This is a genomic window from Candidatus Sororendozoicomonas aggregata, from assembly GCF_031528575.1.
Taxonomy (GTDB): Bacteria; Pseudomonadota; Gammaproteobacteria; order Pseudomonadales; family Endozoicomonadaceae; genus Endonucleibacter; species Endonucleibacter aggregata.
In genome coordinates, this window is sequence record NZ_JAVLSP010000004.1 from 69,658 (window position 1) to 88,234 (window position 18,577).

An 18,577-nucleotide genomic window follows, 5' to 3' on the forward strand; every position below is an offset into this window, starting at 1 on the left:
GCATTATAGCAGTGCCTGCTGGGCGATTTTCTTCGCCGTCATCCCGTACAGGGAGTGTACGGGATCTATGTCACAGGGAGGTGAATGGTTGGGTGCTAAATATCTTGATAGATTGCCCTGTCCCTGGCGCATGGTTCCTGTACATTCCCTGTACAGGATGACGGAGATATTCCGCTTTGCCATTCGTTACCTCGTCACTGGTAGCACTATTGTGCTTAACGAGGTGTCCTAAGTCATTAGACCACTTCACTAAAACATATAGTTGAACTTCAAGCGCAATGCGTCGGCCTTATACCCCGGCTTAAAGTCGCCACCGTATTCAAAACCAAGTGTCAGGTTATTATCGACGGCATACCTGGCCCCCATTCCTGCCGACAGACGTGTCTTTTGGGGTTTCATGCCTTTACGTCGCTCAGAGTATGTGGTGCTCACAACCGTACCCTCATAAGCACGGCCATTGCCGTCATAATACCCCATCAACCAGGCATTGGGCATGAGTATGCCTGTACGAAATGGCATTTCGCCCATCACACTGGCACCGAGGCCAAATTCAGCAAAGGTGGTATCCTTTGCCTTGAGGTGGGTATTGATGCTGTCCACTTTACTATCAGTCAGGTCCGCTTTGATCAGACTGAATACCGCTTTTGGCTGCAGCGTCCATTGTTGGTTAAGAGGCAGGTTGCAACCGCTGCTCAGCGTTAGTCCCAGGGTATTACTGTTGGCAGATGATTGACGGTTAATACCATCCACCCGTGGCTTGTAGTCATGCTTGCCATGGGCATAACTCAGTACGCCATTGGCAAACCAGCTATCAACAAGCCAACGCGTATATAACGATATGACACAGTGCTCTCCCTTGCTGGACTCAGCAGCCCCTTTTGCGCTCAGGGTCGTTTTCGCCGCAGTAAACGCTACACCCATGCCCCACTGCTCGTCAGTCGTCGAATCAACGCCAAAGGTCATACCCTCGATGCGGCCATTAAACCCGTTGAAATCTCCCCGGGTAGCCTGATGGCTGTTGCTGCGGATGTAACGCATCCAGAAGCCATCTGTTTCCATCTCATCTCCTGCATTGACCCCACGTGTTTTTTTGCTCGAGTGGTTATCAATGCCTCTCTGGCTTTCTTTGAGCACATCCGCACTTTGGCGAATGATCGCGCCATTTTGCAGCAAATGGGTTGATACACTATTGGCCGGTGGCTCTGGTACAGTGTCTGATTGAGCCATTTTGTCGTCAACGGCTGTGCTGATATCCGATGCCGTGGTGTCAGTTTTTGTGCTGGCATAGGATGTTTGACTGTCAGCATCCGTTTCATCCTCAGAGCCTGACTTTTGAGTACTAATATCTCCGTGATCTCCGTGATCTCCGTGATCTCCGTGATCCGAGTGGACCGAGTGGACCGAGTGGTCTTTTTGCTCCGTATCATCATCCGTATCGTCGCCGGTATTATCGCCTGGTATTTCTGGTTTGTCTGATGATCTGCTAAACCACGCTAACACTTTGTCTTTTGAAGGCAAAGAGGCCAGAAAGTCTGATAGGCTGCCGCTGCCCTTATCAGGGTGTTGTCCATTTTCAGCCTGATTATCTCGGGACAATCCACTATTAGACACACTGTCATCTGGAAAAATATCGTCGTCGGACGTTAGCTGGCTCGATAGTTCTGTCTCTTCTGTTGAACCATCATCAGAAGACTCTGGAAGGCTTTGAGGGTTTATACTACTCCCACTTACTCTCGACAATGTGATACCAGAAGTTTCGCTAAATGCTATTTGGACTGGACCACTATCAGATTTCGACCTTTGAGCCGGATTTGACGCCACCCGCGGAACAGAGGCACCGCTTGCAAACGATGAAAAGCTGAGTTGAGTCGCCTCTTCCAGGAAAATGTCAATGTAGTCTTTTGATTCCGCGCCATAGGGAGCAGCCTGTGTCTCCTGGCGGGTATCTGACCCATCAACTAAACGTTGCGCCTTATCTTCTTGCTTCTCGTTGAGTAATTGACGTTTGGCCGCTTCAATAGTCTGTTCAACAAACGCGTTTACTGCACTGGAGCTGGCACTACCAGCGGCGGACATACTACCGTCCGAGGGGGATTGCTCGTTATCATTGTGGTTTTCAATGGCATGTTGCCCATGGGAGGCGCCAGAGTTTATTGATACGGTGCTTGTGGTATCAGAATGTGCGTCCGAGTGCTGGTTATGGTCTTCATGCGCCCTGTTTATTCCTAACAATCGTTGGTCTCTTTCGGCCACTTGCGCAACCCGCTCATCTCGCAAATCTTCAATGCATTTTCCCCTGAAGCGTGGAGAGATCGGGGGCATTTCATCAGTGCTGGAGTCAGTGAAGGCTGTCAACGCTTTATGATCCACAGAGCTGGTTGCAGAACCCGTTTCAGAGCGGGTTGCGGAATCAGTTACAGCGCTGTGTTCAGCACCATTTGTTGGGGCTTGATTGCTTTGTTCGGGGGCAAGGGCTTTATCCTGTGCGGCTGTGGCCTGTTTTTTGCCCTCGTGCTTTTGCACATAGCGATTAAGTTCTTTTTGTGATTTCGCTAATTCTGACCTCATCGCCTCCAGCTGTTCTTCTATAACCGCCCGATCCTCTTCCAGCTCTTGAATTTTGGGCGCAAGCCTGTTGGCAACGTCCTTGTGGGCATCGCGCATAAATTCCAGGTCTTCACTCCCTACAGTAGAAACTGAGCTCCCTTGCTCATCAAACAGCTCAGGCAATGATGTACTCAATGGCTGATTATGAAGTGATGTGGGTCGGCTGTTATAATCTTCATGTCCAACAAAAGAAGAGGTTTCAGCGCCTGATTCGTCACATGAAACACTATCGTGGCTATCATCAGGCTGATTTGCCTGTTGACGAGTGGCTTTCGACTCACGTTGTTTAAGTCGTTCAGCAAGCGCGTCAACTAATTTATCCGTTTCAGGATTATCTCCACGAGTTGAGGCCGTAACTTTCCGCAAAAAGTTAACCAAGCTTGGAAATTTTGAATCATAGCTTCGGTACACATACCGACTTTGTTCGTCATATGAACTTGGGCATGAATCGGGGGGCAAAACTAAATCGGGGGGCAAAACTAAAGAGTGGGGTGCCGACTCTGGCGATTTACTCAAATAGACGGTAGGCGTATTGTCATCAGCATTTTCTTGACGCTTGCTATCCCCATCCTCAGTAGGTGAAGCAAGCAACATCACTGACAAGCCACAAAAAATAACTGTCACCACGGCAAAAAAGTACCGCCCGCCTTGTTTGTTTAACAAGGTAATTAATTGATTTTTCACGACATACCTCCATTTCAAAAGTCCATTATGTTGAAGTTATTTTTATCCACTGATCAAAATACCTTTATATTCCATAGACTCCAGAAAATGTGTAATTATTCTTAATAAACGCTACCTATTCCTAACAAACTGCCAATTATAGATGACAATAATGCGGCGCGAATGATTTTTTTAAACACCCTTCATTCTTTTGATCAGTAAAAATGAAAATGCTGAATTTTTATGGCGCCCTGATGAACGTTTTTCAACCCATCAAAAGAGTACTGCAGCCAAAATAGATTGGCTTCTCACCCTCAGGCAACAGTGAATGGATAGCGAATCAAATGCGTGGGTGGGCCTATTCAGTTCTTTTTGCAGGTATTGCCTAAACGACACTGGCAACCAGGAGCCTGAATTAGGGGTGAGGTAAATTTTTTTAAAGTGACTACACTGTTCATTACTGTCCTTAAAGGTGCCGCAGTCTGACCACAGGCGAGTGCTCTGTTGAGGCTATTTATCTGACTGGTGGCAAGTGTGGGGCTGCTTTTCATAGCCCCCCCCCACCTGGCTGCCTGGTTTTTGTCATAGCGTGGTATTGATGGGTATCGAAAAAAACGACCCTACAACCTTGCAAGATTAAGGAGGCAAGAATATCCGCGTTTTCTGTTGTTCACTATCCGTAGGTATTCTGATGTAAATTGCCAGCACTCACATTATTGTTAATTTTTTTTTGCGCTGTTTGCCAAGCTGTTCCCGAAAAAGAAAAAAGCGCTGTATTCATAAGATCAGAAGAGGTGCCTGGTAAGAAGCGCGGGGCCGGGGCATGGTCTGCTGGGTCAGGGCATTTCATGAGCAAAAAAAGCAGGAAAGAATGTTTTGTTTTTAGCATAGAAAATGCGGAAATAATAAAAGAATCTAAAAGGGCTAAGGCAAGTAAAAGAAATAATGTGGTAGAAGATACCATTGACGCTATCAAAAAACATGACCCCAATTGTCAAGATTTTCATTCAGCTAAAGCGCTTTCTTTGATCTCAAACAGGTTGTCCCATGACCAAACCGCTCTTCGAATGATCGCCGCCCAGGTGATTAAAATCGATCTGTCAACCAGTGAATGGGCAGCGCAGTCTTTGGCAATTCTGGCCAATGCGTTGAGCAAGGCGGAGGGTGATGATGTACAGAACGCCCTGAAAAAAATAGCCGGTGAAGTGCTCAAAAGGGACTTGTCAGGGTGGCTGGTAATAGATTTGGCAATGGTGACCAATGGGTTAAGTAAGGTCGATAGTGATGATGTACACGGTGCCCTGAAAAAAATCGCCAGTCATTTGATCAAAACCGACCTGTCAAGCAGGAACTGGCCAGCCCGGTATTTGGCAATGGTGGCCAACGGTTTGAGCAAGGCCGATGGTGATGCTATACAGGACGCCTTGAAAAAAATCGCCGGTCATGTGGCCAAAATCGATTTGTCAGGCTGGGAGTGGACAGAGCAGTCCCTGGCAATGATGGCCATTGCGCTGAGCAAGGCGGATGGCGAACGAGTGAGGCAAGCCTTGAAAAAAATTGCCCGCCAGGTGGGCAAAAGGTATCTGTCAAACTGGCAGATAAATCATTTGGCAATGATGGCCAGTGGATTGAGCAAGGCTGATGGTGATGACGCACAGAACGCCCTGAGAAAAATCGCGGCTCAGGTGGCCAACACCAACCTGTCGGGCAGGGACTGGACAGAGCGGTATTTGACCATGACGGTCAATGGGCTGAGCAAGGCGGAAGGTGATGATGTACAGAACGCCCTGAGAAAAATCGCGGCGCAGGTGTTTAAAACCAATCTGTCAGGCTGGCAAGGGTCGTGCCTGGCAGTTATGGCCAATGGTTTGGGCAAGGTGAAGGGTGATGGCGCGCTGGACGCCCTGAAAAAAATCGCCGGCCAGGTGCTTAACACCGATCTGTCAGGCTGGCAGCTAAAGCATTTGGCAATGATAGCCAATGGATTGAGCAAGGCGAATGGCCAGCGAGTGACACACGCTATGAAAAAAGTCGCGGCTCAGGTGCTTAACACCAATCTGTCAGACAGGAGTTGTTCAGTGCAGTTCTTGGTAACATTGGCCAATGCGTTGAGCAAAGACAACAGCGGTGAGGCACAGGAAGCCCTGAAATACATCGCCGCTCAGGTAGGCAAAATCAGTCTGTCACGGTGGTCAATCTCAGATTTGGCAATTATGGCTAATGGGTTGAGCAAGGCGGAGGGTAATGTTGTCGTTGTAAAGGGAGTTGTAAAGGGTGCCCTGAAAAACATTGCCTGCCAGGTACTCCAAAGTGATCTGTCAAACCGGGCAGTGCGGCACTTGACAATGCTCGCCAATGGGTTGAGCAAGGCAAATAGTGACCATGATGTACAGGACGCCCTGAAATACATCGCCGCTCAGGTGGGCAGCACCGATCTGTCAGGCTGGCTGGTTGGGCAGTTGGCTATGATAGCCAATGCGTTGGGCAAGGCAGGTGGACAGCGAGTGGCAGGTGCCCTGAAAAAAATCGCGGCTCAGGTGATTAAAAGAAATCTGTCAGACTGGTCAGTAAAGCACCTGGCAATGATCACCCATGGTTTTATCAAGGCGGATGGCCCTACAGTCCAGGCCGCCCTAGGAAAAGTGGCCTGTCAACTAGCGACAGCTGATCTGTCAGTCATGGAGTGGACAGCGCAGCATTTGGCAATGATGGCCAATGGGTTGAGCAAAGCAGACAGTGTTGATGTACAGGGTGCCCTGAAAAACATCGCCGGTCAGATAGCTAAAGCCGATCTGTCAAGCTGGCCGGTAACGCGATTGGAAATGGCAGCGAATGGATTGAGCAAATGGCGCGGTTATGAATCTGAAGCGCTTGTTGTAAAGTTAATAAAAGCTTATAAACAATGCAATGAACGTGATGATGATTGTGGGCTGTTTTTATTGAAAGTTCTTTGTCAGCTGACGTTGTCATCCGATGAAAGTATTGAAGAAGGTATCGAACTCGCTGCCTCAATGATGGATAATCATGACCTTATCAACGGAAGCTGTAAAGGCTGGTTTTGCTGGTGTGTTGCCCTTTTGAAATTCGCTACGATGGAGAAGTACGGTGTCAAATACGTTAATGATAACGTTATATCTTTATTTGAGTGCCTTAATAATATTGATCATCTTGATAAAAAAGAAGATTATCAAATAGCTTGCTGGCAAATTGCGTTCACTAAGATGTTCTATAAAAGGGTGAAGCTGAGTAAAAAGGAAATAAGGGAGATAAAGGCGTTAAAAAGCACAAAGGAAATGAAGAGTATAGAGGAGATAGATATAATTTCTGACGACCAGAAAAATGTGTTGAAAGAAATCAGAGAAAAACTAAAGGATAATCATATAATCGTCAGATCAGAACAGCCCATTATGCTATTTCCTGTTGATATTTACATAGAGTCAGAACCCACTTCAAAAGGGGTATGTATTGAAGTTGATGGGCCAAGCCACTTCTTGATGGATGATGAGAAAAACATTTACGAGTTAGCAAAACATCGATTCTCAAAATACATAATCAGGGAACTATTAGGTTATGCATTGTTTAGTATCAACTATCTGGACATCGATAGAAAAAAAATGGATGAGTTCACTGATGAGATTGCGCGATTTATCAGTGGTGAGAGGTAAACGTTGCCGTGGATTGACCTGAATGCGCGCAAAGAATGAGCGCAAAAAATCATCCTGGTTCAGAACAGCGAATTATTTTTATTCACTGCCTGGTCGTCCCTTTGCGGGTTGCGATCCACTGGTTAGTCAGTCTTTTACCGCAGGTATTGTATAAACCGCACTGACCACTGAATCTACATTCAGCAGTTGACCGTTTTTAACTTGCCCGGAGCCTTATTCCTTGTGGGGAAAACGGTATTCAAGTATTGAATTCAGGCTGAGGCAAATGTTTTTAAAGTGACTACACTGTTCATTACTGTACTCTAAGGTGCTGTAATCTGACCCTGGGTGAGGAATGTGTTAATGCTGTTTATCATCACGGGTCGCGTAATGTGGATGCCTGAATTTAACAGAACATCCACTATGACTGCTCTGTTTTTAGTCATCGTGTGGTGTTGATGAGCATCGAATAAAAAACGACCGTAGCAAGGAGGTAAGGGCATCTACGTTTTCTGAGGTTCACTGTTCGTAGTTGCTCTTATGTAAATTGCCAGTACTGTTATTATTGTTAACTTTTTTTTGCGCTGTTTGCGAAGGTGCGCCCAAAAAAGAAAAAAGTCACGCATCTTGGGAAACAAAAAAACAACCGCTTGTTAATACGTGCGCGGGTGGGGCGCTGTCTGCTCACTCACTGAATGTTACAGTAAATCAAGAATGTGATGTGTTAAGCAATGATCATGGATTTAGAATAAACAGGGCCAAGAATGGAAAAGGCGGTGGCAGAGTAGTAAATGATATAATTGAAGCTATTAAAAATCATGACGCCCATTGTCAATATTTCCATTCAGCTATGGCTCTGGCTCTGATCTCAAATGGGTTACCCAAGGAAAAAAGTGTTCTCAGCGTGATTGCCCGTCAGGTGATCAAAATCGATCTGTCACCTGAGAACTGGGTAGCGATGTACTTGGCAATGGCGGCCAATGGGTTGAGCAAGGCCAATGGTGATGATGTACAGAACGCCCTGAAAAAAATCGCCCGTCAAGTGGCTGAAAGGAATCTGTCAGGCTGGCTGGTGCAGGATCTGGCAATGGTGGCCAATGGATTGAGCAAGGCCAATGGTGATGATGTCCAGAGCGCCCTGAAGAACATCGCTTTTCAAGTGGCTGAAAGGGATCTGTCAGGCTGGCTGGTGCGGGATCTGGCAATGGTGGCCAATGGGTTGAGTAAGGCAGAGGGTGGTGATGTCCTGGACGCCCTGAAAAACATCGCCAATCAGGTGGCTAAAATGAATTTGTCACGATGGGCAGAGAGTCAATTGGCAATGATGGCCAATGCGTTGAGCAAGGTGGATAGCCAATGCGTGACACAAGCCCTGAAGAACATCGCCCTTCAAGTGGTCAAAAGGGATCTGTCAGGCTGGCTGGGACAGCATTTGGCAATGGTGGCCAATGCCTTTAGCAAGGTGAATGCTGATCATGTTCAGGACGCCCTGAAATATATTGCCTGTCAGGTGATCAAAACCGATCTATTATGTTGGTCAGTAAAGCACACGGCAATGGTGGCCAATGCGCTTACCAAGGTGGATGATCAATGGGTGATACGAGCTTTGCGGGAAATCGCCCGTCAGCTAGCCAAAACTGATCTGTCACATTCGCTGATAATGGACTTGGCATTGATAGCCGGCGCGGTGTGCAAGGCGGATGGTGAGGAGGTACAGAAAACCCTGATAAACATCGCCACTGTGGTGGTCAAAAAGGATCTGTCAACAAGGGACTGTTCAACGCGGAACTTGACAATGTTGGTCAACGCGTTGAGCAAGGTGGAGGGTGATCATGTTAAGGAGGTCCTGAAAAAAATTATCAGTCATTTGACTAAAAGGGATCTGTCAGGTTACCCAACCCATGACTTGGCAATACTGGCCAATGGGTTAAACCATGTGGATTGTGATGATGCTCAATACGTACTGAGAAAAATCGCTGATCAGGTGGTCAAAAGGGGCGTGTCAGACTGTCTGGTAAAGCACTTGGTCATGATGGTCAGTGGGTTGAACAAGGCAGAAGGCCATCAAGTGACACAAGCCGTGAAAATAATCACTGATCGGGTGCTCAAAACCCGTCTCTCAGACTGGTCAGCAAATAACCTCACAACGATGGCCTATGAGTTGAGCAAGGCCAATGGTGATGATGCGCAGGACGCCCTGAAAAAAATCGCCCGTCAGGTGACCGGCACCGATCTGTCAGACTGGTCAGAAAAGGACTTGACAATTATGACCAATTCGTTGAGCAAGGTGGAGGGTGACGGTATACAAAACGCCCTGAAAAACATCGCAGCTCAGGTGACTGGCACCGATCTGTCAGACTGGTCAGAAAAGAACTTGGCAATTATAACCAATTTGTTGAACAAGGCGGAGGGTGAGCAGATGCGAGACGCCCTCAAAAACATTGCCCGTCTGGTGCTAAAAAGGGGGGTGTCAGACTGGTCGGTGAAGCACCTGGCAATTGTGACCAATGGGTTGAGTAAGGTAGAAGGTGATGATGCGCGAAAAGCTCTGGGAAAAATCGCCGGTCAGGTGGCCAGTCTTGACCTGTCAGTCATGGACTGGATAGCTCAACCCCTGGCAATGGTGGCCCATGGGTTGAGCAAGGTGGAGGGTGACGATGCGCAGAACGCCCTGAAAAACATTGCCAGCCAGGTCGCCAGAATGGATCTGTCAGGCTGGTCGGTTAAGGATTTGTTTATGGTGGTCAATGGCATGAGCAAGGCGGAGGGTGGCGATGTACAAGACGCCCTGAAAAACATCGCCGGCCAGGTGACTAAAATGGATCTGTCAGGCTGGTCGGGGCAGGACTTGGCAATAATGGCCAATGGGTTGAGCAAATGGCGGAGTTACGCATCTGAAGCGCTGATTGTCAGGTTAGTAAAAGCTTATAAAGAATACTGCGATCGTGATGATAGTTATGGGCTGCTTTTATTAAAAAGCCTTTGTCGTATGAGTTTGTTATCCCATGAAAGTATTGAAGCAGGCATTGATCTTGCCTTTTCAATGATGACTAACCATGAATTAACCCATGGCAGGTATAAAGGGTGGTTTTGTTGGTGTATTGCTCTTTTGAGATTTGCGGTGCTGGAAAAATACGGTAGCAAATACATTGATGATAAAGTTACATCTTTATTTGAATGTCTTAATAATCTTGAACAACAGGAAGATTATAAAATAGCTTCCTGGCAAATTGAATTTGCCAGGATTTCTTATGAAGGGCTCAAGCCAGGGTCAGAGGAAATGGAGCAGTCAGGGAAGGTGGGTGTGATGTCTGAGACGCAAAAGGTTGTATTAAATAAACTCAAAGAAAAAATAAATAATGAACGCGCAACAATTACATCGGAAAAATCAATTATGCTATTTCCTGTTGATATTTATATAAAATCTAAAACCTGTTCAAAAGGGGTGTGTATTGAAGTTGATGGGCCAAGCCATTTCCTTGAGGATGACAGGGGAAGATTATATGAACGAGTAAAACATCGATTCTCCAGGAATGTAATCATGGGAATATTAGGTTACCCACTGTTTAGTATTAACTATCAGGAAATCTATAGAAAAGAAATGATGGATAAGCTCACTGATTCCATCGCGGAATTTATCAACGGTGAGGGGTAAAAGTTACCGTGGAGTGACCTGAATGAGCGCAAAGAATGAGTGCGAAAAAGCCTCCTGGTTCAGAGCGGCAAACTATTTTTATTCACTGCCTGGTAGTCCCTTTGCGGGTTCCATCCAATGGTCGTTCAGTTTTTAACGCGGGTGTTGCACAAATGGCACTGACTTCTGAAGCGAATGTTTTTAAAGGGACTACACTGTTCATTACTGCGCTCAAAGGTGCCCTGGGAGCCTGTCGAAGGGCGTAAACTCCGGCCTATGACAGATCGTGCGCCAAACACCCTTCGACTCCGCTCAGGATGAACGGAGATGGTACACGTCAATCTCATTGAATTGATGTTCCAGGACAGGCGGCACTGTGAATGCCAGCTTTTGACAGAGCGTCCACTGGCTGGTCCACAGGTCGTCATTGCGTAGTATTGATGGGAATTGAATAAAAAACAGTTGTCCAAAATTAAGGAGGTGAGGATATCTACGTTTTGTGAGGTTTACTATTCGTGGGTGTTCTTATATAAATTGCCAGCACTATTAGTATTGTTAATTTTTGTTTGTACTGTTTGCGAAGCTGTTCCTGAAAAAGAAAGTGCTGTTTCTCGCGAAAAATATAGCAATGTACCTCAAAGCTTAGAAAAAAAAGTGCGTGGTTATAAGCGCAGGGCTGATCAATGGTCTGCTCAATCACCGGATTTCATGGAGAAAAGAGCAAAGAAAGAGTGTTTTGTGTTAAACGATAAAAATGCATTGAAAATAAACAATTTCAAGAAGGGAAGAGGACGTGGCGCGGCAAAAAATATAATTGAGGCCATTAAACGTCATGACCCCCATTGTCATGATTTTCATTCAGCTATGGCGTTGGCTTTGACCTCAAATGGATTATCCGATGACCACCGTGCTCTCCAGGTGATTGCCCGTGAGGTGATCAAAACCGATCTGTCAAACAGTGATTGGATAGTGAAGTACCTGGCCATGGTGATTAATGCCTTGAGCAAGGCGCGCAGTTGTAATGATGTCAAGGACGCCCTGAAAAAGTTAGCCCGTCAAGTGGCCAACACCAATCTGCCACTCAGGTACTGGACAGCGAAGCATTTAGCCATGGTGGTCAATGGATTAAGCAAGGTGGAGAATGATGATACACAGAAGGCCCTGAAAAACATCGCCCGTCAGGTGGTCGAAAGGGATCTGTCAAACTGGCTGGCGCAGGACTTGGCAATGGTGGCCAACGGGTTGAGCAAGGCGGAGGGCCGTGATGTACAGAACGCCCTGAAAAACATCGCTCATCAGGTGGCTAAAATCTCCCTGTCAGACTGGCTGACAAAAGACCTAACAATGGCGGCCAATGGGTTAAGCAAGGCAGACGGTGGTGATGTAAAGGACGCCCTGAAAAACATCGCCGGGCAGGTAGCCAAAATCAATCTGTCACGCTGGCAGGAAAATCAGCTGGCAATGATGGCCAATGGGTTGAGCAAGGCCGATGGCCAGCGAGTGACACAAGCCCAAAAAAAAATTGCCCGTCAAGTAATCGAAATGAATCTGTCAGGCTGGCAGATTCAGCATTTGACAATGGTGGCCAATGGGTTGAGCAAGAAGGCGGATAATGACGATGTACAGAGCGCTCTGAAACACATTGCCAGTGAGGTGATCAAAACCAATCTGTCACGCTGGTCTATAAAGCACTTGGCTGTGATGGCCAATGGGTTGAGCAAGGGCGATGGCCAATGGGTTAAACCCGTTTTGAGGATAATCGCCCATAAGCTAGTTACAACAGATCTGTCACGCATGCTGTTAAAGGACTGGGCAATGATAGCCAATGCGATGAGCAAGGCTGATGGTGATGATGTTCAGACCCTTATGAACTACATTGCCTGCCAGGTGGTCAAAACCGGTTTGTTAAGAAAAGACTGTACACCCCATATCGTGGCAATGATAGTTAATGGATTGAGCAAGGCGGAAGGTATCCATGCTCAGGAGGCCCTGACAAACATCGCCAGTGATCTGACCAAAAGGGATCTGTCAGGCTGGGCAGTCCATGAGCTGGCAATGGTAGTCAATGGCTTGAGCAAGGCGGAAGGTGTCGATGTTCAGGAGGCCCTGAAAAACTTCGCCGGTGATGTGACCAAAAGGAATTTATCGGGCTGGTCATTAAAACCCCTGGCAATGATGGCCAGTGGGTTGAGCAAGGCAGATGGTCATCGAGTGAGACAAGCGTTGAAAAAAATCGCAGCTCATGTACTCACCACCAATTTCTCAGACTGGCCAGTCAATCAACTCACAATGATGGCTAATGGGCTGAGCAAAGTCGATGGTGATGAAGGGCAGGGCGTTCTGAAAAGCATCGTTTATCAAGTGACCCAAAGGGACCTGTCAGGCTGGCAGCTAGAGGACTTGGCAATGATGGCTCATGGGCTGAGCAAGGCGGAGATTTATGGTGTGCGGGACGCCCTGAAAAACATCGCCCATCAAGTGGTCAAAAGGGAGCTGTCGGCTTGTTTGGTAAAGTATTTGGCAATCACGGCTAGTGGTTTGAGCAAGGCGGATGGTCATCCAGTGACACAAGCTTTGAAAAACATCGCCCATCAGGTGATTCAAAGGAGTCTGTCAAGGTGGCAGCTCCAGGACTTGGCGCTAATGGCCAATGGGTTGAGCAAGGTCACTGGTGATGATGTGCAAGACGCCCTGAAAAAAATCGCCCGTCAGATAGCCAACATTGATCTGTTAGGCAGGGGCTGGACACCTCGACTCCTGTCAATTCTAGCCAACGGATTGAGCAAGGCCGATGGTGATGATGCGCGGGGCGCCCTGAAAAAAATCGCCCGTCAGGTCGCCAGCATTGATCTGTCAGGCACGGGCTGGACGGCTAAATCCCTGATAATAATGGTCAATGGGTTGAGCAAGGCCAATGGTAATGAGATACAGAGCGCCATGAAAAACATCGCCAGCTACTTGGTCAAAACCAACCTGTCAGGCTGGTCGGCAAGGGACTTGGCAATGATGGCCAATGGGTTGAGCAAGGAGAAAGATGGTGATAGAAATGTACAGGGCGCCCTGAAAAAAATTGCTGAACAGGTGACCAAAGAAGATCTTTCAGACTGGGTAGCACATGACCTGGCAATGGTCGCCAATGGGTTGAGCAAATGGCGGCGTTACCCATCTGAAGCGCTTATTGTAAGGTTGGTAAAAGCTTATAAAGAATTCTGTGATCGCGATGATTATTGTGGGATGATTTTGTTAAAAAGCCTTTGTCGTATGAGTTTGTCATCCAGTGAAAGTATTGAAGAAGGTATCGAACTTGCCTTCCCAATGATGACTAACCATGAAATAACCAATGGCAACTTTAAAGGGTGGTTTTGTTGGTGTATTGCTCTTTTGAGATTTGCGATGCTGGAAAAATACGGTGGCATATACGTTGATGATAAAGTTACGTCTTTATTTGAATGCCTTAATAATCTTGAACAACAAGAAAATTATAAAATAGCTCCCTGGCAAATTGAATTCGCGAGGATTTATTATAAGGGATTCAAGCCAGAGTCAGAGGAAATGCAGCAGGTAAATGAGGAAGGTTCAATATCTGACACCCAAAATGCTGTATTGGAAAAACTTAAAGAAAAAATAAATGATGAACGTGTAACCTTTACATTAGAAAAATCAATTATGCTGTTACCTGTTGATATTTACATAGAGTCAGAAACTTGTCCAAAAGGGGTGTGTATTGAAGTTGATGGGCCAACCCATTTCCTGGAGGATGATAAGGGAACACTTTATGAGCGAGCAAAACACCGGTTCTCCAAGAACATAATCACAGGCATATTAGGTTACCCATTGTTTAGTATTAACTATCAAGAAATCAAAAGAAAAAAAATGGATGAGTTCACTGACTCAGTCGTGAAATTTTTCAATGGCGAGGGGTAAAAGTTGCCACTGAGGTGGCCGCTTGTTGTAAATTTTCGTCATCCCCGCAAAGTCGGGACTCCACGGTTGGCAATGGGTTTTTGCCTTCGCGGGAATGACAGAAAAGGCTCAAACAGGTGGATTTAACCTTTTTGCCATAGCCTCTGCTGTGCGGGGATTGAAGTGACCCATCTCACTTTGGGCCAGGAGGATGTCAATCTGGATAAGAAAGACCAAAGTGCAGGGGGTATGCAACCTCGCCCAAAGAGCCATCCTCATGTTGCTCTTTGACGGTTACTGGCAATTTCCCCTGTGGATTAATAAGGCCCATTATGGTATCAACAACAGTCGGCATGGAGGGTCCACGTAAATACCCATAGTCGTACCCGTAGTAACTGTAGGAGGCCAGCACGGCATCAGCGACATCATCATAATGCACGACATCATAAGGTGCCCTGAGACTTATCAGAATGGTTTTTTTGCCCAGCGCTTTAGCCTCTTCCAAGGCATAGCGAGCAAATTGCGCATCCGTTATGCCGGATAAATTCAATGGGGTCTGGGTATTTTTTTTGTCTTCAGCAACGTTAAAAACTAAAGACCCTGTCCCTGTCTGCCAAGATGGTGGCTGATAGTAGGGTAAAAAAGGCTTTTCCCTGAAGGTTGTGGGTATACCTTCCTCAACAGGACTCGGCGCGGTGGATAAGGTGCCAACAATAATCGTATCAGCCTCTGCAATCGCGACTTTCTCTGTTTCCCAGTCTGTGGCACTGAATTTAACATTCGTTACATCCTGGACACCAAGCTCTTTAAAGCGCATCCCCAGGGCATTCCCCTGTTCACCCCAGGGCGTCAGAATATGAATTTTGCCCAAATCCCCTGTGGTTGCCGGTAAAAAATAGTCATTTTTTATTAAGGTAATGGACTGCTCTGTTAGCTGTTTTTCAATGGACTTATGCTCAGCATTACCAATGACGCTCCGGGCATTTTCTTGAATGTCTGCCAAAGAGGTAGCACCGTTGTTATTCTCTATGCCCTGGTTTATTTTGCTGAGCACTATGCGTTTAACGGATGCATCAAGGGCCTCTTTGGACAGCTCACCTGACTCAACGGCAGACACAACACCTTCAATCAGGTCGGAGACTTTGGAAACGTCATCAGGCGTGCGTGCATACACCGGCATGAGGGCAATATCGGCGCCAGCCTGGAATGTTTTTATCGTCGCATCGGTCATATCAAAATGGTTGGCGATGCCACTCATATTATAAAGCGCGTCGGTAATAATCAGTCCCTGATAATTCAGTTCTACCCTCAACAGGTTGTGTAATATCTCCCGAGACAGTGTTGCGGGTACAATCATCTCTTCCCCGGAAATGGACGAGGTTATCTTCCTGTCATCCAGTGCAGGGTACTGAATATGGGCTGTCACTGCAGCCAGATAGTGCTACCAGGCATGAAAATAACGCTGTTTTCAGGATTTTATCAGACATATTTTTATATCTTTTTATCGCTGTCCGGTTGACAGACCTCAACCCTTTTGATGCATGGCTTTGCTGGTTTCGTGTCCCTGAACGCAAATTTTGCCAAGGAGCGCGGTCCGTAATGGCTAACAGAAATGGCGAAGAAATTAACCGAACAGCAGTGGTATATTTTGGTTTTATTTGCAGTGAAACATGGATGCCTCAACAACACCCGTTTTCAAGCCTGGGTATTGTGCAACAGTAGTTTAATAAAAAAAAGTTTTTATCCAGGAGCCTGTCGGACTTAAGACAATTTCAGCCTAAAATCCAGAAAGTGCGAAAAAGTGCGAAAAAGTGCGAGAAAGTGCGAGAAAGTGCGACAGGCTCCTGGAAAAAGAGCATGGGTACAGGGCGATTCCTGCTAACTGATTTGGCGTAGAAAACAGTTTTATCCGTAAAAATAAACGACGATAATACTTTTGCTAATAAAATTAACCACTGACATGACTGGAACGGGAAAATTTTCCCGTTATATTCCTGTTAATGAAAGGAATCGACAACCCGCAGTACCTCTTCCAGTGTCGTTATACCAGCGGCAACTTGCTGAGCCCCTGTCGCTAGTAAGGGAATCATGCCATCTTTAATGGCTTGTTGGTGGATATAAAGAGAATCAGTGTTTTCATGAATTAGTTTTTTTAGATCAGACGTCACCGACAGAGTTTCAAAGAGGCCGATGCGGCCCTGATAGCCAGTACCACGGCAGTTTTTGCATCCTGTCGCAGTAAAAATAGAAGCAGGCGGTTGTGTATTATCCGTGGGAAAAACAGAGAACCATTCCTCAGCCGTTATCGCTTTCTCACATTTACACGCCGGGCAAAGCGCTCGAATCAGGCGCTGGGCCATTACGCCAGATAAACAGGCTTTTATCAGATAAGGAGCCACTCCCAGCTCCAGTAAACGGGTAATGGCTGAAGGTGCGTCATGGGTATGCAGGGTTGAAATAACCCGATGCCCGGTCAAGGCCGCTTGTATCGCCATGTTAGCGGTTTCGGTATCTCTGATTTCACCTACCATGATGATATCCGGGTCCTGGCGGAGCAGGGCACGCAGTCCGTTGGCAAAGGTCAGCTCTAAACCGGGTTGAACCTGCGTTTGATTCAGACTCGGCACTATCATTTCGATGGGGTCTTCCACGGTGCAGACATTGATTTGTGGGGTAGCCAACAGCTTCAATGTGGAGTATAGCGTGGTCGTTTTGCCCGACCCTGTAGGGCCGGTAACAATGACCATACCATAAGGCTGGCTCACCATGGCGGTCCATTGTTGTTCAGTACTGGCGCTAAAGCCAAGGTCAGGCAGCGTTTGCGCCAGCACGTCCGGGTTGAAAATACGCATCACCAGTTTTTCGCCAAAGGCAGTGGGCAGCGTGGAAAGACGCAGCTCGGTTTCTTTACCATCGGGTGTGCGAGTCTTCAGTCGGCCATCCTGGGGTTTGCGCCGTTCTGCCAGGTTCATTCGCCCCAGAATCTTTATCCGACTGACAATGGCAGCAGAGACGGCCCCCGGCATTTTATAGATCAGGTGCAGTTGGCCATCAATACGAAAGCGAAGATGGCAGTGTTCCCTACGTGGTTCAATATGCACATCACTGGCCCGCTGCTCAAAGGCATATTGCAGCAACCAGTCTACCAGGTTGACAATGTGCTGATCGTTAGCATCGGGGGATGATGTATTGCCCAACTCCAGTAGCTGTTCAAAGTTGCTGGCAACAGCACTTTGATTGTCCTGGTCAAGGGCGCTTTTAACAGAATCAGATAAGCTGTATAGCTCTTCGGTGTAACGGCGTAACGCCACCGGGCTGACCATGACCCTTTGCATGGGTTTTCGCGTTATGTGGCGCAGATTGTCTTCCCAGTCACTCTTCCAGGGGTGATCAGAAGCGATGACAATGTGATCTTCCTCCACGGCAATAGCCAATATATTATGACGCCGGGCATAGGCATGGGACATAACAGCGGTAGCCGATTGCACATCAATAGTCAGAGGGTCTATGGTCGCATAACGCTGGCAAGCCTGTTCGGCCAGCCAGCGTGAGAGGGTGTCAATATCGAGTAAGCCTCCGCTGGCTTGAGGGTTGCTGAGCTTCAGGGAAGCCAGATACTCCAGCACATGCATTTTACGTTGCTTTGTACTCTGCTGAAGTCCGAGGGTACGCTTGCCCTCTGCCGAGGTGAGAAGGTTATCTTCCACCAGTGCGGCAATCATCGAAGGCAGATCCGGCATGTTATGAAAAGGTCGGCAGGCAGGCTTGGTCAACAGGTGCTCCTTGCAGGTGTTTTGTCCTTCCTGTCAGTATAGTTATTCTGTTTTAATGTCATTCATTACCAGGAGCCTGTCGGACTTAAGACGATTTTGGCCTGAAATCCAGAAAGAGCGGCCATATTTTCCGATGAGTTTGCTTAAATAGGTCAACTATTCGCACAAATCCATCGGAAAATCTGACTCGCTCTACTGAATTTCATGCTCGAAAGCTTAACCCGGATATTTCATAAACTGCCCTTAGAGCCGCAAGGAGCAAGCAAGGCCAGGAGCATGTTTATGAAATATCCGGGTTAAGCCCGACAGGCTCCTAGGAGGCTGTCCGAGAATAGACTGCCCTACTGCGGTGG

General features: G+C 47.1%; 9 protein-coding genes. 5 read left to right on the top strand and 4 right to left on the bottom strand.

Annotation, left to right across the window (positions count from 1 at the left end):
* Positions 1-249: 249 nt before the first annotated feature.
* A complete protein-coding gene (locus V4C51_RS01530; RefSeq protein ID WP_330924356.1) occupies positions 250-3,291 on the bottom strand; it encodes an autotransporter domain-containing protein in 3,042 nt (1,013 codons plus the stop codon).
* Positions 3,292-3,943: 652 nt separating this feature from the next.
* Complete coding sequence (locus V4C51_RS01535; RefSeq protein WP_330924357.1) at positions 3,944-4,234, bottom strand: hypothetical protein; 291 nt, start codon at positions 4,232-4,234, stop codon at positions 3,944-3,946.
* Here V4C51_RS01535 and V4C51_RS01540 point away from each other — a divergent pair.
* The 4 genes from V4C51_RS01540 to V4C51_RS01555 all read left to right on the top strand — a co-directional run bounded on the left by V4C51_RS01540 (position 4,218) and on the right by V4C51_RS01555 (position 14,472).
* Positions 4,218-6,935 carry a hypothetical protein gene (locus V4C51_RS01540; RefSeq protein ID WP_330924358.1) on the top strand — a complete coding sequence of 906 codons (2,718 nt, stop codon included), beginning with the start codon at positions 4,218-4,220 and terminating at the stop codon, positions 6,933-6,935. The two genes, V4C51_RS01535 and V4C51_RS01540, sit on opposite strands and share 17 nt — an antisense overlap.
* 700 nt (positions 6,936-7,635) lie before the next feature.
* Entirely contained in the window at positions 7,636-10,569 is a 2,934-nt protein-coding gene (locus V4C51_RS01545; protein WP_330924359.1) for a hypothetical protein, read from the top strand.
* 35 nt (positions 10,570-10,604) lie between these two features.
* Positions 10,605-10,814, top strand: coding sequence for a hypothetical protein (locus tag V4C51_RS01550; protein WP_330924360.1), 210 nt, complete (start codon positions 10,605-10,607; stop codon positions 10,812-10,814).
* A 268-nt stretch (positions 10,815-11,082) separates the two neighbouring features.
* Positions 11,083-14,472: a hypothetical protein gene (locus V4C51_RS01555; protein ID WP_330924361.1), complete on the top strand. Its 3,390-nt coding sequence runs from the start codon at positions 11,083-11,085 to the stop codon at positions 14,470-14,472.
* A 193-nt stretch (positions 14,473-14,665) separates the two neighbouring features.
* On the opposite strand, the gene V4C51_RS01560 is transcribed toward V4C51_RS01555, so the two are convergent.
* The gene (locus V4C51_RS01560; RefSeq protein ID WP_330924362.1) at positions 14,666-15,877 is read right to left on the bottom strand and encodes a glycoside hydrolase family 3 N-terminal domain-containing protein; all 1,212 of its coding nucleotides are present in this window, start codon (positions 15,875-15,877) and stop codon (positions 14,666-14,668) included.
* A 173-nt stretch (positions 15,878-16,050) separates the two neighbouring features.
* On the opposite strand from V4C51_RS01560, the gene V4C51_RS01565 reads away from it, so the two are divergent.
* On the top strand, positions 16,051-16,173 hold the full coding sequence (locus tag V4C51_RS01565) for a hypothetical protein (protein WP_330924363.1): 123 nt from the start codon (positions 16,051-16,053) through the stop codon (positions 16,171-16,173).
* A 275-nt stretch (positions 16,174-16,448) separates the two neighbouring features.
* On the opposite strand, the gene V4C51_RS01570 is transcribed toward V4C51_RS01565, so the two are convergent.
* Positions 16,449-18,224, bottom strand: coding sequence for a GspE/PulE family protein (locus V4C51_RS01570; protein ID WP_330924364.1), 1,776 nt, complete (start codon positions 18,222-18,224; stop codon positions 16,449-16,451).
* Positions 18,225-18,577: the final 353 nt, after the last annotated feature.